Source organism: Brevundimonas sp. GCM10030266 (genome assembly GCF_042666595.1).
Taxonomy (GTDB): domain Bacteria; phylum Pseudomonadota; class Alphaproteobacteria; order Caulobacterales; family Caulobacteraceae; genus Brevundimonas.
Map to the genome: position 1 here is coordinate 1,019,059 of NZ_JBHTCY010000001.1, position 26,834 is coordinate 1,045,892.

Below are 26,834 nucleotides of genomic sequence, written 5' to 3' on the forward strand. Positions count from 1 at the left end.
AAGCGATCACTCGACCGTGACGGACTTGGCCAGATTGCGCGGCTGGTCCACGTCGGTGCCCTTCTGGACGGCCGTGTAATAGGCCAGCAGCTGCACTGGGATGGCGTAGACCAGCGGGGCGATCAGCGAATGGCAGTCCGGCGCGTCGACCCGGCGGATGCCGGCGCCGTGCGGATCGGGCGCGGCCTTCGGCGCGATCATGATCACCGGCCCGCCGCGCGCGGCGACTTCCTGCAGGTTGGAGGCGGTCTTCTCGAACACCTCGTCCAGCGGAGCCAGGGCCACGATGGGGGTCTTCTCGTCCACCAGGGCGATCGGGCCGTGCTTCAGCTCGCCGGCGGCATAGCCCTCGGCGTGGATGTAGCTGATCTCCTTCAGCTTCAGCGCGCCTTCCATGGCCAGCGGGAACATCGAGCCCCGGCCCAGGAACAGCACGTCCGTCGCCTTGGACAGGTCGTGGGCGACCGCCTTCAGGTCGGCCTCCATGCCCATCGATTCGGCGATCAGGCGCGGCGCCTCGAACAGGGCCTTGACCAGTTCGGCCTCGGTGGCCGGATCGATGCGGCCGCGCTGCACGCCCGCCGAAACGGCCAGCGCCAGCAGGGCGGCGACCTGGGCGGTGAAGGCCTTGGTCGAGGCGACGCCGATTTCCGGTCCCGCGTGCGTCGGCCACAGGGTCTCGGCCTCGCGCGCCATCGACGAGGAATGGACATTCACCAGCGCGGCGGTCTTCAGCCCCTGCGTCTTGCACCAGGTCAGGCTGGCCAGGGTGTCGGCGGTCTCGCCAGACTGGCTGACGGCCACCGCCAGCGTGCCCTTGGTCAGGGCCGGGTGGCGATAGCGGAACTCCGAGGCGATCTCGACGTCGCACGGCAGGCCCGCCAGCTTCTCGAACGCATAGCGGCCGATCTGCCCGGCGTAGAAGGCGGTGCCGCAGGCCACGATCTGGATGCGATCCACGGCGGCGAAGTCGACCTCATTGGTCTTGGCCTTGCCGTTCACGAAGTCGAGGTAGTGGCTCAGGGTGTGCTGGACGCTGTCCGGCTGCTCATGGATTTCCTTCTCCATGAAGTGCCGGTACTCCCCCTTCTCGACCAGGGCCGAGGAGGCGGAGACCTGCACGATCGCGCGGTCCACCGCGACGCCCGAGGCGTCGAACATGCGCGCGCCGCTGCGGTCGATGGCGACGAAATCGCCTTCTTCCAGATAGCTGATGCGGGTGGTGAACGGACCGACGGCCAGCGCGTCCGAACCCAGATACATCTCGCCGTCGCCCCAGCCGACGACCAGCGGGCTGCCCTTGCGGGCGCCCAGGATCAGGCCGTCCTCGCCCTCGATCAGCACCGCCAGCGCATAGGCGCCGGTCAGGCGGTCCAGCACGGTCTTGAAGGCGGCCAGCGGGTCATTGCTCTTGGCCAGTTCGCTGTCCAGCAGGTGGGCGACCACCTCGGTGTCGGTCTGGCTCTCGAAGGCGTGACCCTCCGAGATCAACTCGGCCTTCAGCTCGGCGAAATTCTCGATGATGCCGTTGTGGACCAGCGTCACCCGTCCCGCCTTGTGCGGGTGGGCGTTGGCGGTGGTCGGCGCGCCGTGGGTGGCCCAGCGGGTGTGGCCGATGCCGATGGTGGCGTTCAGCGGCTCGGACGCCAGCACGGCCTCCAGCTCCCGGATCTTGCCCTTGGCGCGGCGGCGTTCGATCTTGCCGTCCACCAGCGCGGCCACACCGGCGGAGTCATAGCCCCGGTATTCCAGCCGCTTCAGGCTGTCGATCAGACGGGGAACCGCCGGACCGGTTCCGGTCACGCCAATGATGCCGCACATGGGAGAAGTCCTCAGCTCAATCAGAAGGCCGCGCTTTGCACCTCGGCGCGGGAGGGTCTAAGCCGACCCTGAATGTCAGCGCCGATGTAGGCGACGACGCCCTGGATTTGCACCTGAAAAGCGGTTTCGCAAGGTTACGCGCGCCGCCGAGCATGGAAGACTGGATTTGGCTGAACGACGCTATTTCGGCACCGACGGCATTCGCGGGCGCGCCAACACCCATCCGATGACGCCTGAAGTGGCGCTGCGCGTGGGTCTGGCGGCCGGGCGGATGTTCATGTCGTCGGACGACCGCCGCCATCTGGTGGTCATCGGCAAGGACACCCGCCTGTCGGGCTATATGATCGAGCCGGCGCTGGTCGCGGGCTTCTCGGCCGCGGGCATGGACGTCCGCACCTTCGGCCCCCTGCCGACGCCGGGCGTGGCCATGATGACCCGCTCCATGCGCGCCGACATCGGGGTGATGATCTCGGCCTCGCACAACGCCTACCTCGACAACGGCATCAAGCTGTTCGGCCCGGACGGCTACAAGCTGTCCGATCAGGTCGAGCTGAAGATCGAGTCGATGATGGACGAGGCGCTGGGCGATGGTCTCGCCGACGCCGACCGCATCGGTCGCGTGAAGCGCATCGACGACAGCCAGGCCCGCTATGTCGAGATCGCCAAGGCCAGCTTCCCCAAAGGACTCAGCCTGCAGGGCCTGCGCATCGCCGTCGATTGCGCCAACGGCGCCGGCTACAAGGTCGCCCCGACCACCCTGTATGAACTGGGCGCCGAGGTGATCGCCGTGGGCGTCGAGCCCAATGGCCTGAACATCAACGAGAACTGCGGTTCGACCCACCCCCAGACCCTGGTCGAGGCGGTGAAGGCGCACGGCGCCGACATCGGCATCGCGCTGGATGGGGACGCCGACCGCCTGATCATCTGCGACGAGAAGGGCCAGATCGTCGACGGCGACCAGATCATGGCGCTGGTCGCGCTGGACTGGGCCCGCCGAGGCCTGCTGACCGGCGGCGGTCTGGTCGCCACCGTCATGTCCAACCTGGGCCTCGAGCGCGCGCTGGTGGCCGAGGGGCTGACGCTGGAGCGCACCAAGGTCGGCGACCGCTACGTCATGGAGCGGATGCGCGAAGGCGGCTTCAACGTCGGCGGCGAGCAGTCGGGCCACATCATCCTGCACGACCACGCCACCACCGGCGACGGCCTGATGTCGGCGCTTCAGGTGCTGGCCGTCCTGGTCGAGAGCGGCCGACCGATGAGCGAGCTGGCCCGCCAGTTCGAGCCGGTGCCGCAACTGCTGGAGAACGTCCGCTTCACCGCCGGCAAGCCGCTGGAGGACGCCACGGTCAAGGCCGCCATCGCCGACGCCGAGGCCCGCCTCGCCGGTCAGGGTCGCCTTCTGGTCCGCCCTTCGGGCACCGAGAAATTGATCCGCGTCATGGCCGAGGGCGACGACGAAGCTCTGGTCAAGGCGGTGGTCGCCGATGTCTCGGCGGCGGTGAAGGCGGCGGGCTGAACTCAGCCCGGTTGGCTCCAGTCGTCCACCGGTCGCGGCTCCTGTGACGCCGCGCTCGGCGCCCCGTAGCGGTTGGCCCCCGGCGTGCCCTTCAGCGCCAGCAGGACGATCAGGGTGATCAGGGCGACCCAATAGGCCAGGTTGTTGATCGCCAGCAGGCCGAAGAGGCCGAAGTTCGGCGTTTCCGAACCACTGATCTTCCGCATCATCATGGCGAACCCCGCGATCCCGAACAGAAGGAAGGGAACGGGCGCCAGTCCCACCCAGCCGGGCAGATTCCGGTCATGCAGGCGCCGCGCGACCGCCGCCGCCAGCAGGCTCATGGCCAGGATCGCAACCACGCCCTGAACCTGGAAGAACGGCTCCATGTCCGGCATCGGCGGCATGACCGCAGGCGGTGCGTCCACGACCTCCAGCAGATCCGGGTCATAGGAAACGGCGGCCGCGTTGGGGGCGGCGAGCTGTGACGCGGCGGCATAGGGAGCCATGTCCTCGACGATCTGGACCATGACCACGCCGCCGGCCACGGCGCCGAACAGCATCATCAGCGCGAACACGGTCCCGGCATAGGGCCAGAATTCACCCCGCGTATCGCGTCCGCTGAACTGCGCCAGCTTGCTGAACCCGCGCGTGACCGGATTGGCCATTTCCGTCTCTCCTTGCTGGCGGTTCAGCGTATCGGTCGCCCGTAAGCGGCGCCAATCAGCCCCGCATTGGCTCGACCGTCAGCACCGTCGCGTCCGGCGCTCCCACCTCGCCGCCGGGGCAGGGGCGGGGCTTGAACGACAGGTCGTTGCAGATGCGCACCTCGCGCAGGCGGATCCGGTCGGTGGTGGCGATATAGACGCTGTCGCGCGGCAGGCCCGGATTGGCGGCTGCGAAGGCGTCGCGCAGCTGGCCGGCGGTCATCCCCTCGCGCGGCGTCGGGCGGGACAGGCTGTCGTACATCTGCGCCGACTGGGCGAAATAGGCTTCCGGCGTCTCCCAGCCGCAGGTGCCGTGCGCGGCCCACTCATGCTGGACCAGATCGACCGACGGCGTCCGGCACAGTTCGGCGCGGATGGTGGCGTCCGACACCCGCGTCGCCGCCCGGCAGTAGCGCGGATAGGGCCGCCCGTCCGAGTTCGGCCACAGGCCGTGCAGGGTCCAGCCGAACTTATTGGGGCCGGAGCACGCCATGTCCCCCTGACCGTCCCCGCCGTTGCGGCAGGTCTCGGGCATCCAGGTCACGGCCAGCATGTGGAACAGGATCGGCCGGTCGGCGACCACCTCCTCCGGCGTCACCGCCTCCATGTGCGGCGCGGGCAGGCTGGACGGCAGGATGCAGCTCTCGACCGCCATGGTCGTCGCCGTCGGCGCCGTCGCCACCGGCAGGTCGCAGCCGGTCAGGGCCAGCAGGGGCAGAAGGGAGAGGAGGCGTTTCATGCGGGTGCGTCCACTGAGATTTCCGAGGTCGGCTTCGGCTCCAAAGCGTGAAACAGCAGGGCGGCGAGAACGCCTGCAAGCATCCCGGCCAGAAGACCGGGCATGTCGCTTCGTTCGAAGCCTTCTGGGATGACGATTGAACCTAACCATCCGATCAGACTTCCGAAAATGGCCCCGGCAACCAGCAAAGCTAGGCCGCCCTTCTGTTTCTCGAGCCACGGTCCTGCCAGCCGCGCCACAAGAAAACCGGCCAACCAGAAGGGAATGCCGATCAGGACTGATAGACCGGTATAGCCCACCGCGAGGCCTTCAACGAGAACATGACCTACAATGCTGATCAGTGGTTCATCCGATGCGTCCGGCGATGACAGCATCAGGTACGGGATCCAGAATTTGAAGAAAGCGAGGTAGCCTGCGGTCGCGCTCCAGAACGCGCGCATGGTGTCGCCCATCAGCTCACCCCTCCCAGCGTCTTCACCACATCCTCGATCCGCTTGCGGATATCGGGCACGGCGATGGTTTCCCAGAAGGCGGCGCGGGCGGGCGGGCCCAGCACCAGCAGGCGTGCGTCAGGCGTCCCGTCGGCGGCCAGCACATGGCCTTGGGCGTCGAGGTCCAGTCCCAGCCTCAGCGCATCCAGCCGCGCCCGGCCCGAGGCCAGCAGCGGCCCGGTCAGGGCGTCCTTACCCGGGTCATGCCCCGGTCCCGTGCAGTCAATCAGCCAGCGGGCCGTCAGCGGCGGCTGGGCCGGGCCGCTGCGGGGCCTGTATGTCAGGGTCACGCCCCCGGCGTCCTGCTCGATCCGCGACACCCGTCCGGCGGTGACCGTCAGTCGGCCTGCTGTCTCCAGCGCGGCCAGGGCGGCGGCGATGCTGTCTGCGATGCGGTGGCGATGCACGTCCCACCAGGGGCGCAGATGGCGCACCAGCCGGGCGCGGGTGGCGGTGTCTGCCTCGCGCCACAGCTCGGCGGTGATCGGCCGCAGCCCGTCCATCACCCCGCGCCAGCTCTCCTGCTTCGACAGCCGCCGGGCCTCATGCAGCCGCTGCGACGGCGCCGCTTGCAGCAGGGCTTCGGTCGGCGGGACAGCCACATCCGGCCTCGCCTCATGCCCCCGCGGCGTCAGGCCCCGGCGCGACAGGGTCTTCGCGACCCCACGCCAGCCGCGCGCCTCCAGCCACAGCACCATGTCCACCATGGTCAGGCCGGTGCCGACCACGATCACATCATCGGTCTCCCCAATCCTGTCCAGCGCGCCGGGCGCCCAGCCGTCGGAGATGACCCGGCTGCCCGCCTCGTCCGCCGCCGTCTTCGGCGCCGGATTGCCGGTGGCCAGCACCACGGCGTCGCCCGTGATCACCTGACCGTCCGCCAGCCGCACCGTGGTCCCTTCGACCGCCGCCGCCTCGCCTTTGACGCGGGTGATCAGGCCCGGATGGGCCGCATCCACGACCGCCAGCCGGTCCTGCACATAGAGGCCATACAGCCGCCGGGGGGCGAAGCTCTCGGGATCGGCGCGGTCCGGGTGGTTCGCCTTCAGCCAGTCGACGAAGTCGTCCGGCCGCCCCTCCACCGCCGTCATCCGGTTGGCCCGCACGTTCAGCAGGTGGCCGTCGAACGGCGTGGAGTAGGCGACGCCCAGTCCGAAATCGCCCGTCCGGTCGATGACCGTCGAGGCGATCCCCGTTTCGGCCAGCCGCGCGGCCAGCATCGCGCCGGAGAAGCCGCCCCCGACGATCACCACGCTTGAAATGGACTGGGTCACGACGCCTCCCGAACTCGAACCCTTCAGAGAGCGACGGCCTCAGATTTCCTGATTGTACGCGCCGATCTCTTCGTATTTCGCCAGCCGCGGCTTCACTTCCTCGCGGAACAGGGCGCGCATGTCGTCTTCCGACCGCATGCTCTCGACCACCACCACCAGCTCCGGCTTGTTGGACGAGGCCCGGACCAGAACCCAGCTGCCGTCCTCAAGGTGCACGCGCACGCCGTTGACGGTGATGGCTTCCACGATCTTGCGACCCAGGATTTCCCCGCCCGCATCGGCCAGGGCCTGATACTCGGCCACGATCCGCTTCAGCACCTCGTACTTCAGCTCGTCGTCGCAGTGGGGCGACATGGTCAGGCTGGTCCAGGCGTCCGGCAGGGCCATCTTCAGCTCGCTCAGGCTCTTGCCCGGATTGCGATCCAGCATGGCCAGAACGGCGCCCGCGGCCACGATGCCGTCGTCATAGCCGTGGCCCAGCGGGGCGTTGAAGAAGAAGTGGCCCGACTTCTCGAAGCCCGCCAGCGCCCCAAGTTCGGCCGTCTTGCGCTTGATGTAGCTATGACCGGTCTTCCAATAGACGGTCTCGGCGCCGTTGGCCTTCAGCACCGCGTCGGTCTTGTAGAGACCCGTCGACTTCACATCGACGACGAAGGTCGCGTTCGGGTGCAGAGCCGACAGGTCGCGGCCCAGCATCAATCCAATTTTGTCGGCGAAGATTTCCTCGCCGGTGTTGTCCACCACGCCGCAGCGGTCGCCATCGCCGTCGAAGCCCAGGGCCAGATCGGCGCCCGTCTCCTTCACCCGCTGCGCCATCTGCACCAGCATGGCGTGGTCTTCGGGGTTCGGATTGTATTTGGGGAAGGTGTAGTCGAGGTCCGTGTCCATCTCGATCACCTCGGCGCCCATCCGGCGCAGGGCCTCGGGGGCGAAGGCGCCCGCCGTGCCGTTGCCGCAGGCCGCCACCACCTTGATCGGACGGGTCAGCTTCACCTTCGAGACGATGTCGGCGATGTATTTCTCGCGGAAGCCGTCGATGCGGGTCAGGGTCCCGCCGGCGCGCGCCACGCCCTGATTTTCGAGGACGATCTCCTTCAGGCGGCCGATCTCGTCGGGGCCGAAGGTCAGGGGCGGGTTGGCGCCCATCTTCACGCCGGTCCAGCCGTTCTCGTTATGGCTGGCGGTGACCATGGCCACGCATGGGGCGCCCAGCTCGAACTGCGCGAAATAGGCCATCGGCGACAGGGCCAGGCCGATGTCCAGCACCTCCATCCCGCCTTCCAGCAGACCCAGCGTCAGCGCCTGCTTCACCGAGATCGAATAGGAGCGGAAGTCGTGACCGACGACGATCTTCGGCGTCTGGCCGATTTCATGGATGTAGGTCGCCAGACCCAGGCCCAGCGCCTGGATGCCCAGCAGGTTGATTTCCTTCTCCAGCACCCAGCGCGCGTCGTACTCGCGGAAGCCGGTCGCCTTGACCAGCGGGGTGGTCTCGTACTCGGCGGTGTTGGGACGAAGGTCGGCGCGGGGCTTCAGCATGAACTATCCTTGGGGGCCGGACCGCGAGGGTTCCGGCGAAGATGGCGCCTTGATAGCCTCTGGCGCTCGGGAGCCGCAACAACGCGCGAACGGCGTCATGGGTGCGGAACTCCGGACACGGCCCAAAGCTTGACCCTTCGAGACCCCCGGCCTACCCCCGATACATCTTATCCGGAGACCTGCATGCCCCGCCTGATCCTGCTGCGCCATGGCCAGAGCCAGTGGAACCTCGAGAACCGCTTCACCGGCTGGGTCGATGTCGACCTGACCGCCGAGGGCGAGGCCCAGGCGCGCAAGGGCGGCGAACTGATCGCCGGCGCCGACTTCCATCCGGCCGTCATGTTCACCTCGGTGCTGAAGCGGGCGAAGCGCACCGGCGCCCTGGCGCTGGATTCGGCGGGCCTGAAGGATGTGCCGGTGGTCGAGGACTGGCGTCTGAACGAGCGCCACTACGGCGGCCTGACCGGGCTGGACAAGGCCGAGACGGCGGCGAAGCATGGCGAGGATCAGGTGAAGATCTGGCGCCGCAGTTACGACATCCCGCCGCCCCCGCTGGCCCCGGGCGGCGAATGGGACTTCACCGCCGACGCCCGCTATGTCGGCAAGGACATTCCGGACGCCGAAAGTCTCAAGACCACGCTGGATCGCGTCCTGCCCTACTGGAACGACGCCATCGCCCCCCGCCTGCAGGCCGGCGAGGATGTGCTGATCGCCGCCCACGGCAATTCGCTGCGCGCCATCGTCAAACACCTGTTCAACGTGCCGGACGACCAGATCGTCGGCGTCGAGATTCCGACCGGCAATCCGCTGGAGATCGATCTGGACGCGTCCCTGACCCCGATCGCCGCCCGCTACCTCGACGACAGCCGCGCCACCGCCCTGCCGCCGATCGCCGGAGCCTGAGCCATGACCACCGCGCAGCAGGCCTCCGACGACATCCGCTTCATGGGCCGGGCCATCGCCCTGGCCAAGGCGCGGATGGGCCAGACCTGGCCCAACCCGGCGGTCGGTTGCGTGATCGTCAAGGACGGCGAGGTGGTCTCCGAGGCCGCCACCGCCCCCGGCGGCCGACCCCATGCAGAGGAACAGGCCGTGCCCGCCGCTGGCGACAAGGCCAGGGGCGCGACCGCCTATGTGACCATGGAGCCCTGCGGCGCCCGATCGTCGGGCCGCACCTCCTGCTCCCACTTCCTGATGGATGCAGGGGTGAACCGGGTGGTCGTCGCCGCCGTCGATCCGTCGCCCTTCGCCTCGGGCCGGGGCGTCGAGCGGCTGAAGAAGGCCGGGCTGGACGTCGAGACGGGTCTGCTCTCGCAGGAGGCCGCGGTCCTGTACGAAGGCTACCTCCACCGGGTCGAGACGGGTCGTCCGATGGTCCGTATCAGCGAGACCGGCGAGGGCTTCGACGCCCGCTTCGCCGCCTCGTCCCGCGCGGACCTGCCGACCGAGCTGAAACGGCTGGGCGAGGCCGGCTACACCCGCCTCTGGGTCGGGCCCGGCGAACTGGCCGAGGCGCTGAAGGAACAGGGCCTTCTCACCCTCTAGCCGCCTAGAAACACACGTTTTTTTAAGCGGCAGTGTGCCATTCCGGGTCAATGCCGGGGAGCAATGCCCAGACCCCTGCCGCAAGACGGCGGATCACCCAACAGGAGCTGGACGCCATCTGCGCCCGGCACGACCGCCTGTGGCAGGCCAAGCCCGGCGGCGCCCGCGCTGTCTTCGCCTGGATGGACCTGACCGGCCTGTCGCTGGCCTGCCGCAACCTCGCCGACGCCGATTTCGCCGCCGCCTGCCTGATCGACTGCGACATGACGGGCGCGCGGCTCGACAACGCCACCTTCTTCGGCGCCGACATGCAGGATGTGATCCTGCGCGACGCCAGCCTGCGTCGGGCCGATCTGCGCGGCGCCTGCCTGCGCGGCGCCGACCTGACCGGCGCCGACCTGTTCGAGGCTGATCTGCGCGAAGGCGCCATCGCCTCCGCCGACTCCCGCCTCGGCTACCGGGTGATCGAGGCCCGGTCGGTGCGCGACACCACCGCACAGGGCGCCTGTCTGGCCGGCGCCAATCTGGAGCGGTCCAAGCTGACCGGCATCGTCGCCGTCGCCGCCGACTTCACCGACGCCGTGATGAAGGACTGCAAGCTGGTCCGGGCCAACCTCAAACAGGCCAGCTTCAAGGGCGCCAACCTCGCCGGGGCCGACCTGTCGGGCGCGGACCTGACCGGGGCCGATCTGCGCGACGCCGTGCTGGTCGGGGTCAAGGCGACCATGTGGCGGACGGACGGGGCCGACATGGCCGGCGCCCTGACCGACGACAAGTCGGCCGGCGAGCCGGTCGGCCAGATGCCCGCCGCCGAAATGCTGTCCGAACACGCCCAGTGGTGCGAAACCGGCGGCGCCTCGGGTCAGCCCTCCGTCTTCGACGGCGTCGATCTGCGGGCGCTGAAATCCATCCGGGGCTACAATCTCACCGCCCTGTCGGCGAAGAAGGCCGTCTTCTACGGGCTCGACATGGGCGGGGTGCAGCTTCAGGGCGCCCATCTGGAAGAGGCGGACCTGCGCTCGGTCAACCTGCGCGGCGCCGACCTGCGCGGCGCCCGTCTGGCCCGCGCCCGTCTCGACGGTTCGGACCTGCGCGAGGCCCAGCTCGGGCCCTTGATGATCGCCGCCGACCGCCTGATGCCGGCCGATCTGACCGGCGCCAGCCTCAAGGGAGCGGACCTGTCCGGCGCCGACCTGAAACGCGCCAATCTGACCGAGGCGGCCCTGAACCGCGCGGTCCTGCACGGCGCCAGTCTGAAGCAGGCCGAGATGTCGGGAGCGACCGTCATCGGCGCCCGGGGCCTCGAGGTTGCGCTCCAGACATAGAATAAAGGGGCGACGCACCGCGCCGCCCCTTCTCTTTTCCCTGGCCTGTCGCCTGTCGGTTACTTGAGGCCGGGGCCGGCCAACCGTCAGGCGATAGTGCTTCTGTTCGCGGCGCTTAGGCCGCCTTCGCCTTCTTGCCTTCGATCAGCTTCGAGCCGCTGCCGATCTCGATGCGGCGGGGCTTGAGGGCTTCCGGCAGTTCGCGGGCCAGTTCGATCGACAGCAGGCCGTTCGACAGGTCCGCGGTCTTCACGACCACATAGTCGGCCAGCTGGAAGCGGCGCTCGAAGTCGCGCTCGGCCAGTCCGCGGTGCAGGAAGTTGCGCTCGACGGTCACGCCGTCGCCCGGCAGATCATTGGCGGCCTTGCGACCGGTCACGGTGAGCAGGTTTTCCTTCACCTCGATGTTCAGCTCATCGGGCTTGAAGCCGGCGACGGCGATCTCGATGCGATAGGCGTTCTCGCCCGTGGTCTCGATGTTGTAGGGCGGCCAGCCGTTTTCCTGGCTGGTGCGCGCGGCGCTTTCCAGCAGATTGGCCAGACGGTCGAAGCCGACGGCCGAACGGTACAGCGGCGAGAAATCATAGGTACGCATGGGTCATCCTCCTGAGGATCAGCAAGGTTGGCCGGTCCCGCGGTTTGTGCCCGGACCGACGATGGGAGTTCGGCTCGTGCGGCCCGTGATCGGCCCCGCGCGCTCCGGAGGCCCCGGGATCGGCGGCCTCGAGAGCTCAGATGGGAAGCCGCGATCCGTCGTCAAGACCGCGTGATCCTGTCGCGTTCAGCGCCTTGCGTCTTGCCCCCGCCGTCCCGCCCCTTCAGGGTCGCCGCCTCTTCTGAAGCTTCCGGAACCTCCGATGCGCCTCACCGCCCTGTCCGCCGCCGCGGCCCTGCTCCTTCCCGCCGCCGCCTTCGCCCAGGCCCTGCCGCCGCTGCCGTCTCTGGACGAAAGCCCGGCCCAGCGTTCGGCCCGCCGCGCCGCCATGGCGCCGCCCGTGCTTCAGGAAGATACCGCCCTGCAGTCGGCCATCGCCGCCCCGACCCGGCCCGAGGCCGACCGCGCCCGCGACGCCGCCCGCCATCCGTTCGAGACCCTGACCTTCTGGGGCCTGCGTCCCAACCTCACCGTGGTGGAGATCGAGCCGGGCCGCGCCGGCTGGTGGCGCAATATCCTCGAGCCCTATGCCGCCGCGACTGGCGGCCGCTACGTCGGCGTCAACCGTCCGCTGGAAGGCATGGGCGTCGAGGACGGCTCGGCGGACATGATCGTGGTCGCCCGGGCCCTGCACAACTGGCACCGCGGCGGTCGCACCGCCCCCTATATGCAGGCCTTCTTCAAGGCCCTGAAGCCGGGCGGCGTCCTGGCCATCGAACAGCATCGCGGCGAGGAAGGCCTCAACGCCGACCAGACCGCGCCGACGGGCTATGTCTCCGAAAGCTATGTCATTCACGCCGCCCAGGCCGCGGGCTTCGTGCTGGAGGCGCGCAGCGAGCTGAACGCCAATCCGGCCGATGATCACGATCACCCCTATGGCGTCTGGACCCTGCCGCCGACCCGGGTCAGCACCCCGCGCGAGGGCAACGCCAATGACCGCCCGACGCCGCTGACCGCCGAGGAGCGCGCCGCCTTCGACGCCATTGGCGAAAGCGACCGCATGACCCTGCGATTCCGCAAGCCGGAGTAAGGCGGTGCGGGTTTTGACCATCCGGGTGAACAAGGTTAAGCCCAGCCATCCGGTGGCGGTTCGACCGTCCCGTGGGGGCCGTGCATGACTGTTTTGACCGAGGGTAGGCGACCATATCTGTCGCGCCGGGGCGTTCTGTCCGGCGTCGCGGTTTCGGCGCTCGTCGGTCTGGCGGCCTGCGGCAAGAAGGAAGAGACCGCCGAGCCGCCCGCCACGCCGGACGGCCCGCCCAAGGGCTCGCTGGAATGGGCCGTGGCTGGTCCCTGGCGCGCCCAGGATCGCTGGCGCGACGGCGCCCGTCATCCGATGGAGACCCTGCGTTTCTTCGGGCTGCAGCCGCGCATGACGGTGGTCGAGTTCTGGCCCGGCAGCGGCTGGTACACCGAAATCCTCGCCCCCTACCTCGCCGAGGGGAACGGCCATTACATCGCCGCCGGCTATCAGACCGGCGCGGGTGCCGATCCGGCCCAGGTCCAGCTTATGGGCGCCTTCCAGCAGCGTTTCGCCAATGACCGCAAACTCTATGGCGAGATCGAACTGACCGCTTTCGGCCCGACCTCGGGCCCGGTCGCTCCGGTCGGGACCGCCGATCTGGTGCTGTTCATGCGCACCATCCACGCCTGGATGGCCGCCGGCATCGCCGAGAAGGCCTTCGCCGACGCCTGGGCCGCCCTGCGCCCCGGCGGCATCCTCGGGATCGAGCAGCACCGCCTCGGACCGGAGGATGACCAGGATCCGGTGGCGGCGAACGGCTACGTCCAGGACGCGTTCGTCAAACAACTCGCGGCCGAGGCCGGCTTCGCCTTCGTCGCCGAGTCCGAAATCAACGCGAATGAAACCGATACGAAGGATCATCCCTTCGGAGTGGATACCCTGCCGCCGGTGCGCCTGACCGCGCCCCGCGGTTCTCCGCCGGATCCGGGCTTCGACCGTACCAAGTACGAGGAGATCGGGGAAAGCGACCGCATGACCTTGAAGTTCAGGAAGCCTGAGTGAACCGAGCCGCCGCCTATGCCGCCAACGCGCCCCTGATGGGCGTGCCGGGCGCCTCCTCGCCCCCCGGCGGTGCGGGGGAGTGGTTCCGTGGCGCGGGCGGCCTGCGCCTGCGCGCCGCCTTCTGGACCCCTTCGGCCCTGGTGGCGAAGAAGCCCCGCGGCACCGTCGTGCTCAGCCCCGGCCGCACCGAGCCGATCGAGAAATATTTCGAGGTCATCGGCAATTTCCTGGCGCGCGGATGGTGTGTTCTGGCCCATGACTGGCGCGGTCAGGGTCTGTCGGCCCGCCTGCTGCCCGACCGCCTGAAGGGCCATGCCCGCGCGGCGGAGGAGTTCCTCGACGACTACGCCCGCCTGCTCGACGCCTTCGAGGCGCGTGCGCCCAAGCCGTGGATCATGGTCGGCCATTCGATGGGCGGCGCCCTGAACCTGATGACGCTGGAGAACGGCGAGGAGCGGTTCGCGGGTGCGATCCTGTCCAGCCCCATGCTGCGCATCAAGACCGGCAAGCGGTCGATGTGGTCGGTCAAGCTGGCCGTCCGCTGGAACCTGCGCCACGGCAAGGCCGGCGACTATGTGCTGGACGATGCGGACGATCCCTTCGACCACACCTTCGAGAAGGACGCCCTGACCACGGACGAGAGCCGCTACGAGCAGTGGCGCCAGCAACTGTTCGCCTGCCCCCACCTGGCCGTCGGCGGCCCGACCTGGGGCTGGCTGGCCTTCGGGCTGGACGTCGGTGAACGCGCGCTCAAGCCCAAGGCCCTGAAGGCCGTTCGCGTCCCTGTGGCCATCGTCCAGTCGGGCGAGGACGACCGCGTCTGGAAACAGACCAACAAATGGGCCGCCAAGCGGCTCGGTCGGGGCCGCTATGTCGAGATCCCCGGCGCGAAGCACGAGCCGATCATGGAGACCGACGACAAGCGCGCGGTCTTCCTCGAGGAGTTCGACGCCATGGCGGCCTACGTCTCGCCGATCGAGGATCTGACGCCGAGCGCCGCCCCCGTAACGCCCTTCGAGGCGACGTCCCCGGCGGCCTGATCAGGCCGCCGCGCTCTCCACGGCCCTCAGTACCGGGCCGGCGTTGCGCCGGTTCAGGAAGGCGATGAACGCCTCCGCGGGCAGGGGTTTCGAATAGAGCCAGCCCTGGGTGAAACCGACGCCGGCCTCGCGGACATAGGCTTCCTGTTCGCGGGTCTCGACGCCTTCGGCCACCACGTGCAGACCCAGTCCGCGCGCCATCTCGATGATATGGGGCGTCACCACGCTGGCGGCGGCGTCGCGTCCGATCGCGTCGATGAAGGCCTTGTCGATCTTCAGGGTGTCCAGGGGCAGCTGTTGCAGCATCGCCAGACTGGAATACCCGGTGCCGAAGTCGTCGATCGCCACCCGGTGTCCGGCCGCCCGCGCCCGTTCCAGCGTCGCCCGCGCCGCCTCGGGCGCCATGAAGCCGCGCTCGGTGCATTCCAGCCAGATCTGGTCGGGCGCGATGTCCGCCGTCTCAAGCATCCGGTCCAGAACCGGCAGGAACCGTCCGGTCTCGATATCCTTCGGGGCGATGTTGATGGCGACATGGATCGAGCGGTCTGAGACCAGCAGGCCGGTCAGATCCTCGGCGACGCGCTGGATCACCAGATCGGTCAGCGGTTCGATCAGTCCGCTCGCCTCCGCCAGCGGGATGAACAGGTCCGGGGGGATCCACGACCCGTCGGGCCGCCGCCAGCGCACCAGCGCTTCCGCCCCGACGCAGCGCCCCGTCGCGAGCTCGATGATCGGCTGGTAGTGGGCGACGAACTCCTTTTTGCGGATGGCGATCTCCAGCTCGCCCCGGGGCGACAGCCGTTGCCGCGACATCCAGATCACCAGCCCGACCATCAGGGCCGAGGCCAGCAGTCCCAGCGGGATCAGCAGCATCCGCTCCCGCGCCAGCTGATCCTGCAGGGCGTGGCGATCGGACAGGGCGAAGGCGGTGAAGCCGGGGATGCGGGCCGAGGCGTAGAGCTCGGCTTCCGTCCCGCCGACATCGCGACCACTGATGACGGCGCCGAGCAGGTCGGGCTCGATCGCATGGCTGGCGGCGATCAGGTCCCCGTCGCTGGTGGCCAGGCCCAGGGTCATGCGGGTGTCCGTCAGGACGTCGACCAACCGCCGCCGGTCGATCAGCACATTGTAGTCGCCCTTGCGCAGGGCGATCATTCGGGCAGATCCGCCAAACACCGGACGCACGTCGAATGAAATGCCCATCCCGTCCGGAAGCGTTCGGTCCGACGGCTTCTCCGCGAGCGGCCGGTCGAGCGGGCCCCAGCTGCTGCACCGCAGCGCGCCGTTCTCGAAATAGCCGACCTCATCCACCGATTTGCTGTCGACGGTGATGCGCCGCATCCAGGCGATGTGGTCCGGCGAGCAGGGCGCGACGTTCGGGTGCGCGGCGGCGGCGTCGAGCGCCCTTCGGCCTTCTTCCAGCGCGATCGAGGCCCGGGCCAGGGTCCAGCGGGCGTACTCGTCCAGATGCTGCTGCTCCGCCTCGACCGCCTTGTCCCGCGAAAGCCAGTAGGCCGCAATCGGAGGGGCGACGCCTGCGACCACCGCCAGAATGACGGCCAGCAGCAGGATCGTACGTCTCGGCATGGGCGGGTCCGATGAAAACGGTGGTTTTCCCACCTTCGCCGGGCGGCCTCTCCAAAGTCCTAAGCTGCACCGTTAAGACGGAACGGCGCTCCGCGACCTTTCGTCCGCGAGGCGATCAGGCCGCCGCGCGCTTCAGCGTCACCAGCGCCTGGTCGATCAGGCGTTCATCGCCGACGGCGAGGATCTGGCCGTTGTCGTCCGGTGCGCCGCCGCGCCAGTTGACCACCTTGCCGCCCGCCGCCTCGATCACCGGCACGAGGGCGGACCAGTCCCAGGTCTTCAGGCTGGTCTCGGCGACCAGGTCCATCCGCCCGGCCGCGACCATGGCGTAGGCATAGGCGTCGCAGCCCAGCCGGGCCAGCCGCGCCGCCGCCCGCACCTGCGTCCAGGCGCCCAGCTCCGCTCCGTTGAAGATGTTCGGGTCGGTGGTCGAGATCGTCGCCTCGGTCAGCTTTTCGCAGGCCCGCACCTTCAGCGGGGTCTCGCCGCCGCTTCGGATCAGCCGCGCGCCCGAAGGCCCGCCGAGGAAGATCTCATCCAGATAGGGCTGGGCGATCACGCCCACGCTGGCCTCGCCGCGCACCCGCAGCGCGATCAGCGTCGTCCACAGCGGCAGGCCCGAGATGAAGGCGCGCGTACCGTCCACGGGGTCCAGCACCCAGACGAACTCGGCGTCGGGCCGGTCCTCGCCATACTCCTCGCCGATCACGCCGTGCTCGGGATAGCGTTCGGCGATCAGCTTGCGGATCGCGGCCTCGGCCTGTTTGTCAGCCTCGGTGACCGGGTCGAACCCGGCCTTGCCGCCCTTGTCGACGTGCCCGATGTCCGAGCGGAAGAAGGGCAGGGTGACGGCCGCCGCGGCGTTCGCCAGTTCGACGATGAAGCGCTCATGTTCGGTCATGACAGGCGGCATACCCACGCGCCGCCCGCCTGTCACCGAAAGATCGCCGTCCACCCGCGGTGCAACGCGTGGCGGACGGCCTCCCGAACGCTGTGCAACGCATCCGGGGAAACGCCTGCCCTCAAGCAGCCCATGACCGCGTCGTGGGCGTTAGGGTCAGAACAATGCCGCCCTCAAGCAGCCCACGACCGCGTCGCGTGCGCTAGGGCCAGAACAATGCCGCCCTCAAGCAGCACGCGACCGCGTCGCGTGCGCTAGGGCAAGACACAAGCGGCCGTCAGGCCGTCGCCGGCTCGTCCGTATGCAGCGCCTTGGCCAGGTCGAGCAGGCGGCGGCGCGGCTTCTCGTCCAGCTGGTAGTAGGCCTGGATCAGGTCGAGCGTTTCCTTGCGGGAAAACATCTCGCCGCCCTGGCTGGCGGCCTCGCGACGTTCCATGGCCTCTTCCAGCCCGTCGTAGAAATAGCTGACCGGCGATTCCAGCGCCTCGGCCAGTTGCCACAGGCGGGCGGCCGAGATGCGGTTGGCGCCGCATTCGTATTTCTGGATCTGCTGGAAGCGGATGCCGACCTGCATCGCCAGCTGCTGCTGGGTCAGGCCGAGGAGGCGACGACGGCGGCGCAGGCGGCGGCCGAGGTGAAGATCGATGTCCGAAGCCATGGCCCGGGTCCCTTGATGATCCGCCTGTCCCGATGCGGGACGGCTCGCCCTCCACGCGGCAAGGGACGTGCCGCGCTCGCGTCCCGGGGGATTACGGGTGAGCGGCGTTCTTCATCATGAAGGCAACCCTAACCGTATGCGGGCGTTTGGCCGCCGAGCGTTGCTTTTTGGAGGATATGAAATGGGCTTGGGTATTCTGGGCTGGATCGTCATTGGTATCGCCGCCGGCTGGCTGGCGGAGCAGGTCATGGGCCGCAACCACGGTCTGCTGACCAATCTGATCGTCGGCGTCGTCGGCGCCCTGCTGGGCGGCTTCATCGCTGGCAACCTGCTGGGCATTCCGGTCGGAGGCTTCAACCTGATCACGCTGCTGGTCGCCTTCCTCGGCGCCTGCCTGCTGCTGTTCCTGGTGGGACTGGTCAAGCGCCGGGGCTGATCCCTCGGGTCACGGCCAGCAAAAAGGGCGGCTCCGGATGGAGCCGCCCTTTCCGTTTGGGTCAGACGCCGATCAGTTCGGCACGGTCTCGCCCGGGGTGGGTTCCGGAGCCGGGGTCGGCTCGGCCGCGTTACCCGGCTCAGCCGGCTCGGCGGTGGTCGGCGGCGTGGCTTCCGGCGGGGTGGTCGGCTCGGCCGGGGCCGGGGTCGGAGCCGGAGTGGCTTCACCGCCCTCGATGGCCGGAGCCGACGAGAACTGGCTGGCGCTCCAGCCCACCTTCACGCCGTTCGGATCGGCTTCCACACCGCCCGAGGTCGGAACGCCACGCAGGGCGCCGTCCGGACCGCGCACGGTCAGTTCCTGGCCCGAGGCGCCGTCGCGCACGCCTTCAAGGGTGCCGAGGGTCGAGCCATCCGAACCGATCACGTTCGATCCGGGAGAAAGTTGCAGCGACTGGGGCTGTTCAGCCGGGGCCGGAGCCGGGGTGGTCTGCGGAGCCGTGCTGTCCTGCGCGAACGCCGGAGCGGTCATGAGGAGCAGGCCGGCGACGCCAGTGAGGAGCGCGGTCTTACGCATGATGTCAGCCTTGTTCTACGCGGGTCCGATCGCCCGCTGGGGGAAAAACACCGCATGTTTCTGTTTGTTTCACCCGCCTTGAAATGACCTTGGACTTGCCGTGGTTGGCCGGTTTCGGGTCTATCTGGGTCATGTTCAAGGTAAACGGCGCGCAGGCGAACAGACTGATCGGCAGGGCGGCGGCCCTGCTGTTCGAGGTTTCGCCCCATATCTTCGCGGCCCTGTGCGTCGCGGCGGGCACCGTCCTGCTGACCTCCGGCGTGACCCCGGCCTATGAGGACCGGCTGGACGAGGTGCGGGCCATCCTGCCGCCGATCCTGATCGAGCTGTCCCACTTCGGGGCCAGCATCTCCGGCTTCCTGCTGCTGCTGCTGTCCGCCGGTCTGTGGCGGCGGCGGCGGGGCGCCTGGCTGGCGGCGTTGATCGTCCTGCTGGCCGCGGCGGTCTTCTCGCTGCTCAAGGGGCTGGACTGGGAAGAGGCGGCGCAGGTTCTGGTCCTGGCCGCGGCCATGGCGCCCTGCCGGGCCGCCTTCAACCGGCGGTCCCGCGTCTTCGAGGCCCTGTCGCCGTCCTGGGTCATGCTGGTCCTGACCGTGGTGGCGGGCATGCTCTGGCTGGGCTTCTTCGCCTATCGCGACGTGGCCTATACCGATGACCTGTGGTGGAGCCTGCTGATCGACCGCGAGGTGTCCGGCTTCCTGCGTGTCGGCGCCGTTCTGGCCCTGCTGGCGGTGGTGATCGCCGGCCGCTCCCTCGTCTCGGCTCCCGGCGCCCGCAGCCACGGTCCCGCGACCGAGCCCGACATCCAGCGCGCTCTGACGGTGCTTCAGGCCGGTGACGGCGTCATGCCGGACGGCTGGCTGGCCATGCTGCGCGACAAGGCCCTGAAGTTCAGTCCCTCGGGCCGCACTTTTCTGGCCTATCGCGTCATCGGGCGGCGCTGGATCACCATGGGCGAGCCGATCGGACCGCAGGAGGAGCATCTGGCCCTGTTGTGGGCCTTCGCCGAACTGGCTGACAGCTATGGCGGCGTGGCCGTCTTCTATGCGGTCGAGGAAACGGCCTTGGCCGATCTGGCCACCATGGGGCTCGCCGTCCGCAAGATCGGCGAGGAGGCGCTGGTCGACGTCCACGCCTTCACCCTGCAGGGCAAGTCGCGCCAGAACCTGCGCACCGCCATCAATCGCTGCGAGCGCGAGGGCGCGACCTTCGAAATGCTGCCGACCGGCGCCGCCGTCACCGACATGGAGCAGCTGAAGGCCGTCTCCGATGTCTGGCTGACCCACCACATCGGGGTCGAGAAGGGCTTCTCGCTGGGCCGGTTCGATCCGGACTATCTGACCCTGACGCCCGTCGCCGTGGTCCGTCAGGAAGGCCGCATCGTCGCCTTCGCCAATCTGATGCCGGGCGGAGACCGGCTGGCGGTCGATCTGATGCGCTTCACCCCGGACGCGCCTCCGGGGGTGATGGACTACCTCTTCATCCGCGCCATCGAATGGGCCAGGGAGAATGGCTACCGCTGGCTGGATCTGGGCCGCGCCCCGCTGGCCGGGCTGGAGAACCGTCGTCTGGCGCCGGTCTTCGCCCGCGTCGGCGCGCTCGTGTTCGAGGAAGGCGGCGCCCTGTATGGCTTCGCGGGCCTGCGCGCCTGGAAGGCCAAGTTTGCGCCGGAATGGCGGCCCTGCTTCATCGCCGCCCCGACCTCGACCCCCCTCGCTCTCGCCCTGCTCGACGTGGCCCTGCTCACCAGCGGCGGCTGGCGCGGAATGCTGGGGCTGAATGCAAAAAGGGCGAGCCCTGCGGCTCGCCCTTCTGAAGTTCCGGCGGTGACCGAAGACTAGTCTTCCTTCACGCGACGCTTGCGGAAGCTGGGGTTCAGCACCGCCTTGCGCAGGCGGATCGACTTCGGCGTCACTTCCACCAGTTCGTCGCTCTCGATGTAGGCGATGGCCTGTTCCAGCGACGGACGGCGCGGCGGGGTCAGGCGCACGGCCTCGTCCTTGCCGGCGGCGCGGACGTTGGTCAGCTGCTTGCCCTTGATCGGGTTGACGTCCAGGTCGTCCGAACGCGAGTTCTCGCCGATGATCATGCCCTGGTAGGTCTTTTCGCCGGCGCCGACGAACATCACGCCGCGGTCTTCCAGGTTCCACAGGGCGAAGGCCGCCGTGTCGCCGTCCGAGTTCGAGACCAGCACGCCCTTCAGACGGCCTTCGATGGCGCCCTTGTGCGGCTCATAGTGGCTGAACACGCGGTTCAGCACGCCCGAACCGCGCGTGTCGGTCAGGAACTCGCCCTGATAGCCGATCAGCGAACGCGACGGGCAGGCCAGCTGGATGCGGGTCTTGCCGGCGCCCGACGGGCCCATGTCCTTCAGCTCGGCCTTGCGGGTCGACAGCTTCTCGATGACCACGCCGGTGAACTCGTCGTCCACGTCGATCACCACGTCCTCGATGGGCTCCAGACGCTCGCCGTTCTCGCCGGTCTGATAGACCACGCGCGGACGGCTGATCGACAGCTCGAAGCCTTCGCGGCGCATGTTCTCGACCAGAACGCCCAGCTGCAGTTCGCCACGGCCGGCGACTTCATAGGCGTCGGCGCCCGGGGTCTCGGTCACGCGGATGGCGACGTTGGCCTCGGCTTCCTTCAGCAGGCGGTCACGGATGACGCGCGACTGGACCTTGTCGCCTTCGCGACCGGCCAGCGGGCTGTCGTTCACGCCCACGGTCATCGAGATGGTCGGCGGGTCGATCGGCTGGGCGTCCAGCGCCTCGGTCACTTCCAGGGCGCACAGGGTGTCGGCCACGGTCGCCTTGGACATGCCGGCGATGGCGACGATGTCGCCCGCTTCCGAACCTTCGTCCAGCGGCTGGCGCTTCAGGCCGCGGAAGGCCAGCACCTTGGTGATGCGACCCTGTTCGATCTGCTTGCCGTCACGGTCCAGCGCCTTGATGGCCATGCCGGGAACGGCTTTGCCGCTCTCGATGCGGCCGGTCAGGATGCGGCCCAGGAACGGGTCGGACTCGATCAGCACGTTCAGGATGCGGAACGGCTTGTCCTTGTTGGCGGCGACGGCCGGCGGCGGCACGTGGTCGACGATCAGGTCGAACAGCGGGGCCAGGGTGTCCGACGGCTCGTTCAGGTCCATCGTCGCCCAGCCGTTGCGGCCCGAGGCGTAGATGTGCGGGAAGTCCAGCTGCTCCGGCGAGGCGCCGATGGCCTCGAACAGCTCGATGGTCTCCAGGTGCACGCGGTCCGGGTCGGCGTGGGCGCGATCGACCTTGTTGATGCAGAGGATGGGACGCAGGCCCATCTTCAGCGCCTTGGTCAGCACGAATTTGGTCTGGGGCATGACGCCCTCTTCGGCGTCCACCAGGATGACGCAGCCGTCCACCATGCCCAGGATGCGCTCGACCTCGCCGCCGAAGTCGGCGTGGCCGGGGGTGTCGATGATGTTGATGCGGGTTTCACCGGCCTTGCCGTTCCACAGCACCGAGGTGGCCTTGGCCAGAATGGTGATGCCGCGCTCTTTTTCCTGGTCGTTCGAGTCCATCGCGCGCTCGGTCGTCGCTTCGTTGGCTCGGAACACGCCCGATTGAGCGAGCAGTTGGTCAACCAGGGTCGTCTTGCCGTGGTCAACGTGGGCGATGATGGCGACGTTGCGCAGATTCATATGGGTATCGCGAATGGGCGGCCGGAACGGTTCGGGCCGCTGGACAGGGCATAATTGCGGGAAGGCGCGCGCCTCATACAGGCAAGCGCGCCGAAACGCCAGCGCGACGGGTATCAGGCTTCGGGAGCGGGCGCGGGTTCGGCAGGCTTCCGAAGCAGAAGTCGCAGGATCGGCCAGCACATAAGCGCGCCGATTACGATCAGTGCGGCGGACAGGCCTATCGCAAGGGGAAACGCGTCGGGCGCGACGTCCGGCAGGGCTGTTGTCACAAAGGCCCCGCTAATCCCGAGCCCCAGAATGCATAGGCCAACCAAGGCCAGCAGCCCCAAAGGCGCATAGACGCTCCAGAACCTGCGAGGCGAGGGGAGCGGACCTGCCCTTCCCAGAGCCTGTGAGTTCAGCCACAGCCGCCAGATCAGCAGACCACAGAACAGAATGCTCCCTGTCGCCATCGGCCAGCTCCGGGGTGATGCCGGATCGATGAACAGGGAGATGGTCCAGCCTGCTGCCGCGAGCAGGGCCAGCGGCAGGACAAGCCAGTAGATAACCACGACCGATCCGCGGAAGGTCTTCAGAACCTTCCGCGGACGCGGCCCCGGCGTCATGTCGTCGATGTTGCTCACACCTTCGCCGACTGGCGTTTGATCCAGTTGTACAGGGCGAAGGCGATCAGGCCGAAGACCAGCACCCCGGTCAACATGCCGCCGCCTTCCGGCCAGCCCTCGCCGATGCCGAAGACGGCGAACGGGGCCTCGTTCTCGGTGCCGCCGATGACACCGGCGTTCAGCACGCCGAACAGGCTTTCACCGACAATCAGGCCGGATGCCATCAGGATGCCCATCCGCTTGCCGACCTCCTCGAACGACCGGCCCTTCAGCGCCTTCTCGTACAGCCAGCCGGCGGTCGCGCCGATGACCAGCATCGTAGTGATGGCGGCGGGCAGGTAGAAGCCGATGCCGACGGCCAGCGGCGGCAGCTTGACCTTGCCCTTGGTCGTCGCGTTCAGCACCGCGTCCAGGATGATCACGCCCACGCCGATCAGGGCGCCGACGCCGATCAGATCCCAGCGCAGGTCGCCGCTGATCACGCCGCGAGCCAGCGCCGAGATCAGGGTCGCCTGCGGCGCCGCCAGCGGCTCCGAGGCGATGCCGACCGGGCCGCCCTCGAAGCCGAAGGCGCGGTTCATGGCGTTCAGCACGAAGGGGATGACGATGGCGCCGGCGATTACGCCGACGATCAGGGCCGTCTGCTGACGCCACGGCGTCGCGGCCACCAGCTGACCGGTCTTCAGGTCCTGAAGGTTGTCATTGGCGATGACGGCGACCGCGAACACGATGGCGGTGACGATCAGGGCGTAGGTGATGAAGGCCGGATCGGCGGGCACGCCCGCGACAGCGATGACGGCCAGCATCATCAGCGAGGCCACGACGATGGCCAGAATGCCGACACCCGACACCGGGCTGTTCGACGAGCCGATCAGACCGGCCATGTAGCCGCAGATGGCGGCCACGGCGAAACCGATGATGACCACATAGATGACGCCGCCCGCGATCAGCATCGGGGCGGTGGCGGCCAGGGCCGGCTGGGTGTTGGCGACATAGGCCAGCAGACCGGCGATGCCGATCACGCAGGCCACCGAGACGCTGCCGACCCAGTTGATCGGAATATCCTGCTCGGTGCGGTCCAGCGCCTCGCCGCCCTTGCGCTTGGCCTGGCTGGCCAGCGCCGAGGTCAGGCCGCCGACCAGCGGGCCGGCCAGCTTGATCAGGGTCCAGATGGCGGCCACGCCGATGACGCCCGCGCCCATGAAGCGGACCTCGTTGCGCCACACGGTGTTGGCCAGTTCGGCGGCGGGTGCGCCCGCCGCCACCCCGGCGGCCAGCGATTCCAGACCCATGCTCGCGGTCCAGGTCACATAGTCGGGCGAGGTCATGATCGGCACGATGATGAACCAGGCGACCAGCAGGCCGAACAACTGGGCCAGACCCACGGTCAGGCCGATCAGGTGGCCGGCGCCCAGCAGGGCGAACTGCATCCCGGCGCCCAGGCCGGTCGCGCCGCCGCCCAGCGCCGCGGGCAGCTTGATGAAGCGGGCGGCCTCGCCGGCGAAGACGCGCGCCGCCTGCAGGAAGGCGAAGCCCGCCGAGGCCACCGCCGACCAGACCACGACCCACAGGCCGATCCGGTTCTCGCGCACCGCGCTTTCGGTCTGGTCCGCGCCGCGCGAGCCGACCTTCAGCACCTCGGCCGCGGCCACGCCTTCGGGGTAGGGCAGGCCGCCGTTGACGACCAGCGCCCGGCGCAGCGGGATCGAGAAGGTCACCCCCAGAATGCCGCCCAGCAGGCAGATGGTGATCGACTCCCAGATCGGGAACTCGCGCCAGGCGCCGACCATGATCAGACCGGGAAGGACGAAGATGATGGCGCTCATCGCCCCGCCGACCGAGGCGACGGTCTGCACCGTCATGTTTTCCCAGATGGTCGAGGTGCGGAAGGTCCGCATCACCGCCATGGCGATGACCGCCGCCGGAATGGCCGAGGCGAAGGTCAGCCCGACCCTCAGCCCCAGATAGACGTTGGCGGCGGTGAAGATCACCGCCAGCACACAGCCCAGCAACAGGGCGCGTAGCGTCAGTTCAATGCGTTTTCCGCCTGTCGTTGCAGGCGTGCTTGTGGCGTCCGTCATGCGGCCCTCTCCCGATGTTGCGCGGACCTAAGCCCGAAATGTCGCAGGCGTCGAGTAGGTAAGGGATTAGGGACTAGGGATTGGGGATTAGGTTTTCTGCGCCTGTCCTGTGCGGGTGCGTCCGGATGCGCTACCTCCCTAATCCCTAATCCCTAGTCCCTAATCCCTCCCCATGCCCGAACTTCCCGAGGTCGAAACCGTCCGACGCGGCCTGCAGCCTGTGCTGGAGGGCGCACGCCTCAGCCGAACGCGCCAGAACCGCCCCGACCTGCGCTTCCCCTTCCCCGACCGCTTCCCCGAGCGGCTGGACGGCGCCGTGGTCGAGCGGATCGACCGGCGGGCCAAATATCTGCTGATGCGGCTCTCCACCGGCGAGACCTGGGTCACCCACCTCGGCATGACCGGTCGCTTCACCCTCGACGGCCGCCAGCTGGGCGAGTTCGAGGAGCCCGCCCCCATCGCCGGCAAGCACGAGCACATGAGCTTCTGCGCCACGAAAGATGGCGCCACCCACCGCGTGGGCTTCGCCGACGCCCGCCGCTTCGGCTTCATGGGCCTGATCCCCACCGATCAGGTCGAACAGCATCCGTGGTTCGCGGGCATGGGCCCCGAGCCGCTCGGCAACGCCTTCTCCGGCGCCCACCTCGCCGAGGTGTTCGCGGGCCGCAAGCAGAACATCAAGGTCAGCCTGCTCGACCAGCGGCTGATCGCCGGTCTGGGCAACATCTACGTCTGCGAGGCCCTCTACCGCGCCCGCATCTCGCCCCTGATCGCGGCGGGCAAGGTCTCCAAACCCCGCCTCGAAATCCTCGCGGCGAAGATCCGCGACGTCCTCAACGACGCCATCGAGGCCGGCGGCTCAACGCTCCGCGACTTCGCCAACGCCGAAGGCGGGCAGGGCTATTTCCAGCACCGTTTCGACGTCTACGGCCGCGAAGGCGAGCCCTGCCGCGGCGAAGACTGCACCGGCGTGGTCAAGCGTATCGTCCAGTCCGGCCGGTCCACTTTCTACTGCCCGTCCTGCCAGAAGCGGTGAGGGAAAGTGGTTAGTGGCTAGTGACTAGTGGATCGCTGGATCAGCCAACCTGCGTGATCGTTTCGCACCGGCGCTTGCAGCCGCCACCCACTAATCACTAACCACTAACCACTTCCCATCCGCTCTGCCCGAACCCTTCCCGCTACCGCCAGAGGCAACCTCCTCCACATGCGCAAGACCCACCTCTGGATCAGCCTGATCGTCGGCGTCCTCGTCTGGGGCGCCTATTTCGTCCACTTCATCCAGTCGCTCCGGGGCGAGGCGACGGGTGGGCTGGTCTGGTGGTTCCTCGGCGCCCTCGCGATCACCGTCATCGCCGAGACCGTCGCGACGGGTCTGATCGGTTGGCTCTTCCGCCGTCGAACCCGCGCGCTGGATGAAGGCCCGACCCTGCAGGCGGCGCTCAAGGCCAGCCATGTCGCTCTTATGCTGCTGATCGCCATGATCCTCGGCGCGGCCCTCCTGCTGTCGGTCTCGTCCCTTTTCGGCTGGACGCTGATCAGCCTGTCAGAGTCCACGCCGGTCATCGCCGCCAATATCTTGCTGGCCATGGTGGTGATCGCGGAACTGGCCCGTGCGGCCCTTACGCTCGCACTCCTTCCCAGACGCTGAGGTCCGGCGGCGCCA

Annotated in this window: 25 protein-coding genes; 11 read left to right on the plus strand and 14 right to left on the minus strand. The window is 68.5% G+C overall.

Annotation, left to right across the window (positions count from 1 at the left end; translation table 11 throughout):
- Positions 1–6: 6 nt before the first annotated feature.
- A complete protein-coding gene (gene glmS / locus ACFQQC_RS05365) occupies positions 7–1,821 on the minus strand; it encodes a glutamine--fructose-6-phosphate transaminase (isomerizing) (RefSeq protein ID WP_376860405.1) in 1,815 nt (604 codons plus the stop codon).
- A gap of 166 nt (positions 1,822–1,987) precedes the next feature.
- Here glmS and glmM point away from each other — a divergent pair, with 166 nt between their 5' ends.
- On the plus strand, positions 1,988–3,337 hold the full coding sequence (gene glmM, locus ACFQQC_RS05370; protein WP_376860407.1) for a phosphoglucosamine mutase: 1,350 nt from the start codon (positions 1,988–1,990) through the stop codon (positions 3,335–3,337).
- A 2-nt stretch (positions 3,338–3,339) separates the two neighbouring features.
- Here the strand turns inward: glmM and ACFQQC_RS05375 are convergent, their stop codons facing one another.
- The 5 genes from ACFQQC_RS05375 to ACFQQC_RS05395 are packed head-to-tail and all read right to left on the minus strand — an operon-like array spanning position 3,340 to position 8,066.
- Positions 3,340–3,984 (minus strand): DUF805 domain-containing protein, encoded by a 645-nt coding sequence (locus tag ACFQQC_RS05375; RefSeq protein ID WP_376860409.1) that lies wholly within the window; start codon positions 3,982–3,984, stop codon positions 3,340–3,342.
- Between the two features lie 55 nt (positions 3,985–4,039).
- The gene (locus tag ACFQQC_RS05380) at positions 4,040–4,762 is read right to left on the minus strand and encodes a ribonuclease (RefSeq protein WP_376860411.1); all 723 of its coding nucleotides are present in this window, start codon (positions 4,760–4,762) and stop codon (positions 4,040–4,042) included.
- Positions 4,759–5,214: a hypothetical protein gene (locus tag ACFQQC_RS05385; protein ID WP_376860413.1), complete on the minus strand. Its 456-nt coding sequence runs from the start codon at positions 5,212–5,214 to the stop codon at positions 4,759–4,761. Before ACFQQC_RS05385 ends, ACFQQC_RS05380 begins: the two co-directional genes overlap by 4 nt.
- Positions 5,214–6,527, minus strand: coding sequence for an FAD/NAD(P)-binding protein (locus ACFQQC_RS05390; protein WP_376860415.1), 1,314 nt, complete (start codon positions 6,525–6,527; stop codon positions 5,214–5,216). Before ACFQQC_RS05390 ends, ACFQQC_RS05385 begins: the two co-directional genes overlap by 1 nt.
- Before the next feature lie 39 nt (positions 6,528–6,566).
- Entirely contained in the window at positions 6,567–8,066 is a 1,500-nt protein-coding gene (locus tag ACFQQC_RS05395) for a phosphomannomutase/phosphoglucomutase (RefSeq protein WP_376860417.1), read from the minus strand.
- Positions 8,067–8,249: 183 nt separating this feature from the next.
- On the opposite strand from ACFQQC_RS05395, the gene gpmA reads away from it, so the two are divergent.
- Genes gpmA through ACFQQC_RS05410 form a run of 3 tightly spaced genes read left to right on the plus strand, consistent with a single transcriptional unit; the run spans position 8,250 to position 10,936 of the window.
- Positions 8,250–8,969, plus strand: coding sequence for a 2,3-diphosphoglycerate-dependent phosphoglycerate mutase (gene gpmA, locus ACFQQC_RS05400; RefSeq protein ID WP_376860419.1), 720 nt, complete (start codon positions 8,250–8,252; stop codon positions 8,967–8,969).
- A 3-nt stretch (positions 8,970–8,972) separates the two neighbouring features.
- Positions 8,973–9,611: a bifunctional diaminohydroxyphosphoribosylaminopyrimidine deaminase/5-amino-6-(5-phosphoribosylamino)uracil reductase RibD gene (ribD, locus tag ACFQQC_RS05405; RefSeq protein ID WP_376860420.1), complete on the plus strand. Its 639-nt coding sequence runs from the start codon at positions 8,973–8,975 to the stop codon at positions 9,609–9,611.
- 50 nt (positions 9,612–9,661) lie between these two features.
- On the plus strand, positions 9,662–10,936 hold the full coding sequence (locus tag ACFQQC_RS05410) for a pentapeptide repeat-containing protein (RefSeq protein WP_376860422.1): 1,275 nt from the start codon (positions 9,662–9,664) through the stop codon (positions 10,934–10,936).
- 115 nt (positions 10,937–11,051) lie between these two features.
- Here the strand turns inward: ACFQQC_RS05410 and ACFQQC_RS05415 are convergent, their stop codons facing one another.
- Positions 11,052–11,531, minus strand: coding sequence for an Hsp20 family protein (locus ACFQQC_RS05415; protein ID WP_376860424.1), 480 nt, complete (start codon positions 11,529–11,531; stop codon positions 11,052–11,054).
- Positions 11,532–11,793: 262 nt separating this feature from the next.
- On the opposite strand from ACFQQC_RS05415, the gene ACFQQC_RS05420 reads away from it, so the two are divergent.
- The 3 genes from ACFQQC_RS05420 (at position 11,794) to ACFQQC_RS05430 (ending at position 14,657) form a co-directional block, all read left to right on the plus strand.
- Positions 11,794–12,621 (plus strand): class I SAM-dependent methyltransferase, encoded by an 828-nt coding sequence (locus ACFQQC_RS05420; RefSeq protein ID WP_376860426.1) that lies wholly within the window; start codon positions 11,794–11,796, stop codon positions 12,619–12,621.
- 84 nt (positions 12,622–12,705) lie between these two features.
- The gene (locus tag ACFQQC_RS05425) at positions 12,706–13,617 is read left to right on the plus strand and encodes a class I SAM-dependent methyltransferase (protein ID WP_376860428.1); all 912 of its coding nucleotides are present in this window, start codon (positions 12,706–12,708) and stop codon (positions 13,615–13,617) included.
- Positions 13,614–14,657, plus strand: coding sequence for an alpha/beta fold hydrolase (locus ACFQQC_RS05430; RefSeq protein WP_376860430.1), 1,044 nt, complete (start codon positions 13,614–13,616; stop codon positions 14,655–14,657). The genes ACFQQC_RS05425 and ACFQQC_RS05430 overlap by 4 nt, the downstream gene beginning before the upstream one ends.
- Here the strand turns inward: ACFQQC_RS05430 and ACFQQC_RS05435 are convergent, their stop codons facing one another.
- From ACFQQC_RS05435 to ACFQQC_RS05445, 3 genes are all read right to left on the minus strand, one after another.
- The gene (locus tag ACFQQC_RS05435; RefSeq protein WP_376860432.1) at positions 14,658–16,244 is read right to left on the minus strand and encodes an EAL domain-containing protein; all 1,587 of its coding nucleotides are present in this window, start codon (positions 16,242–16,244) and stop codon (positions 14,658–14,660) included.
- 115 nt (positions 16,245–16,359) lie between these two features.
- Positions 16,360–17,145 carry a histidinol-phosphatase gene (hisN, locus tag ACFQQC_RS05440; protein WP_376860433.1) on the minus strand — a complete coding sequence of 262 codons (786 nt, stop codon included), beginning with the start codon at positions 17,143–17,145 and terminating at the stop codon, positions 16,360–16,362.
- A 277-nt stretch (positions 17,146–17,422) separates the two neighbouring features.
- The gene (locus ACFQQC_RS05445; RefSeq protein ID WP_376860435.1) at positions 17,423–17,803 is read right to left on the minus strand and encodes a helix-turn-helix domain-containing protein; all 381 of its coding nucleotides are present in this window, start codon (positions 17,801–17,803) and stop codon (positions 17,423–17,425) included.
- A 181-nt stretch (positions 17,804–17,984) separates the two neighbouring features.
- Here ACFQQC_RS05445 and ACFQQC_RS05450 point away from each other — a divergent pair, with 181 nt between their 5' ends.
- Complete coding sequence (locus tag ACFQQC_RS05450; protein ID WP_376860437.1) at positions 17,985–18,239, plus strand: GlsB/YeaQ/YmgE family stress response membrane protein; 255 nt, start codon at positions 17,985–17,987, stop codon at positions 18,237–18,239.
- 72 nt (positions 18,240–18,311) lie between these two features.
- Here ACFQQC_RS05450 and ACFQQC_RS05455 read toward each other — a convergent pair whose 3' ends face one another.
- On the minus strand, positions 18,312–18,815 hold the full coding sequence (locus ACFQQC_RS05455; protein ID WP_376860439.1) for a superoxide dismutase: 504 nt from the start codon (positions 18,813–18,815) through the stop codon (positions 18,312–18,314).
- A 131-nt stretch (positions 18,816–18,946) separates the two neighbouring features.
- Here ACFQQC_RS05455 and ACFQQC_RS05460 point away from each other — a divergent pair, with 131 nt between their 5' ends.
- Positions 18,947–20,656, plus strand: coding sequence for a GNAT family N-acetyltransferase (locus tag ACFQQC_RS05460; RefSeq protein WP_376860441.1), 1,710 nt, complete (start codon positions 18,947–18,949; stop codon positions 20,654–20,656).
- Here ACFQQC_RS05460 and typA read toward each other — a convergent pair.
- The 3 genes from typA to ACFQQC_RS05475 form a co-directional block, all read right to left on the minus strand.
- Positions 20,653–22,485, minus strand: coding sequence for a translational GTPase TypA (gene typA / locus ACFQQC_RS05465; protein WP_376860443.1), 1,833 nt, complete (start codon positions 22,483–22,485; stop codon positions 20,653–20,655). The two genes, ACFQQC_RS05460 and typA, sit on opposite strands and share 4 nt — an antisense overlap.
- Positions 22,486–22,598: 113 nt before the next feature.
- On the minus strand, positions 22,599–23,108 hold the full coding sequence (locus tag ACFQQC_RS05470; protein WP_376860444.1) for a hypothetical protein: 510 nt from the start codon (positions 23,106–23,108) through the stop codon (positions 22,599–22,601).
- A complete protein-coding gene (locus ACFQQC_RS05475; RefSeq protein WP_376860445.1) occupies positions 23,105–25,171 on the minus strand; it encodes an OPT family oligopeptide transporter in 2,067 nt (688 codons plus the stop codon). The genes ACFQQC_RS05470 and ACFQQC_RS05475 overlap by 4 nt, the downstream gene beginning before the upstream one ends.
- 172 nt (positions 25,172–25,343) lie before the next feature.
- Between ACFQQC_RS05475 and mutM the strand changes: the two genes are divergently transcribed.
- Together mutM and ACFQQC_RS05485 are read left to right on the plus strand one after the other, a co-directional pair.
- Complete coding sequence (gene mutM, locus ACFQQC_RS05480; protein ID WP_376860447.1) at positions 25,344–26,207, plus strand: bifunctional DNA-formamidopyrimidine glycosylase/DNA-(apurinic or apyrimidinic site) lyase; 864 nt, start codon at positions 25,344–25,346, stop codon at positions 26,205–26,207.
- Positions 26,208–26,375: 168 nt separating this feature from the next.
- Positions 26,376–26,819, plus strand: a complete 444-nt coding sequence (locus tag ACFQQC_RS05485; RefSeq protein ID WP_376860449.1) for a hypothetical protein — start codon at positions 26,376–26,378, stop codon at positions 26,817–26,819.
- Positions 26,820–26,834: the final 15 nt, after the last annotated feature.

Excerpts from the sequence above, each read along its gene's own strand:
- glmS (WP_376860405.1), bottom strand. The coding sequence starts at position 1,821 with ATGTGCGGCATCATTGGCGTGACCGGAACCGGTCCGGCGGTTCCCCGT.
- ACFQQC_RS05375 (WP_376860409.1), bottom strand. The coding sequence starts at position 3,984 with ATGGCCAATCCGGTCACGCGCGGGTTCAGCAAGCTGGCGCAGTTCAGC.
- ACFQQC_RS05380 (WP_376860411.1), bottom strand. The coding sequence starts at position 4,762 with ATGAAACGCCTCCTCTCCCTTCTGCCCCTGCTGGCCCTGACCGGCTGC.
- ACFQQC_RS05385 (WP_376860413.1), bottom strand. The coding sequence starts at position 5,214 with ATGGGCGACACCATGCGCGCGTTCTGGAGCGCGACCGCAGGCTACCTC.
- ACFQQC_RS05395 (WP_376860417.1), bottom strand. The coding sequence starts at position 8,066 with ATGCTGAAGCCCCGCGCCGACCTTCGTCCCAACACCGCCGAGTACGAG.
- gpmA (WP_376860419.1), top strand. The coding sequence starts at position 8,250 with ATGCCCCGCCTGATCCTGCTGCGCCATGGCCAGAGCCAGTGGAACCTC.
- ribD (WP_376860420.1), top strand. The coding sequence starts at position 8,973 with ATGACCACCGCGCAGCAGGCCTCCGACGACATCCGCTTCATGGGCCGG.
- ACFQQC_RS05410 (WP_376860422.1), top strand. The coding sequence starts at position 9,662 with ATGCCGGGGAGCAATGCCCAGACCCCTGCCGCAAGACGGCGGATCACC.
- ACFQQC_RS05415 (WP_376860424.1), bottom strand. The coding sequence starts at position 11,531 with ATGCGTACCTATGATTTCTCGCCGCTGTACCGTTCGGCCGTCGGCTTC.
- ACFQQC_RS05420 (WP_376860426.1), top strand. The coding sequence starts at position 11,794 with ATGCGCCTCACCGCCCTGTCCGCCGCCGCGGCCCTGCTCCTTCCCGCC.
- ACFQQC_RS05425 (WP_376860428.1), top strand. The coding sequence starts at position 12,706 with ATGACTGTTTTGACCGAGGGTAGGCGACCATATCTGTCGCGCCGGGGC.
- ACFQQC_RS05435 (WP_376860432.1), bottom strand. The coding sequence starts at position 16,244 with ATGCCGAGACGTACGATCCTGCTGCTGGCCGTCATTCTGGCGGTGGTC.
- hisN (WP_376860433.1), bottom strand. The coding sequence starts at position 17,145 with ATGACCGAACATGAGCGCTTCATCGTCGAACTGGCGAACGCCGCGGCG.
- ACFQQC_RS05445 (WP_376860435.1), bottom strand. The coding sequence starts at position 17,803 with ATGGCTTCGGACATCGATCTTCACCTCGGCCGCCGCCTGCGCCGCCGT.
- ACFQQC_RS05450 (WP_376860437.1), top strand. The coding sequence starts at position 17,985 with ATGGGCTTGGGTATTCTGGGCTGGATCGTCATTGGTATCGCCGCCGGC.
- ACFQQC_RS05455 (WP_376860439.1), bottom strand. The coding sequence starts at position 18,815 with ATGCGTAAGACCGCGCTCCTCACTGGCGTCGCCGGCCTGCTCCTCATG.
- ACFQQC_RS05460 (WP_376860441.1), top strand. The coding sequence starts at position 18,947 with ATGTTCAAGGTAAACGGCGCGCAGGCGAACAGACTGATCGGCAGGGCG.
- typA (WP_376860443.1), bottom strand. The coding sequence starts at position 22,485 with ATGAATCTGCGCAACGTCGCCATCATCGCCCACGTTGACCACGGCAAG.
- ACFQQC_RS05475 (WP_376860445.1), bottom strand. The coding sequence starts at position 25,171 with ATGACGGACGCCACAAGCACGCCTGCAACGACAGGCGGAAAACGCATT.
- mutM (WP_376860447.1), top strand. The coding sequence starts at position 25,344 with ATGCCCGAACTTCCCGAGGTCGAAACCGTCCGACGCGGCCTGCAGCCT.
- ACFQQC_RS05485 (WP_376860449.1), top strand. The coding sequence starts at position 26,376 with ATGCGCAAGACCCACCTCTGGATCAGCCTGATCGTCGGCGTCCTCGTC.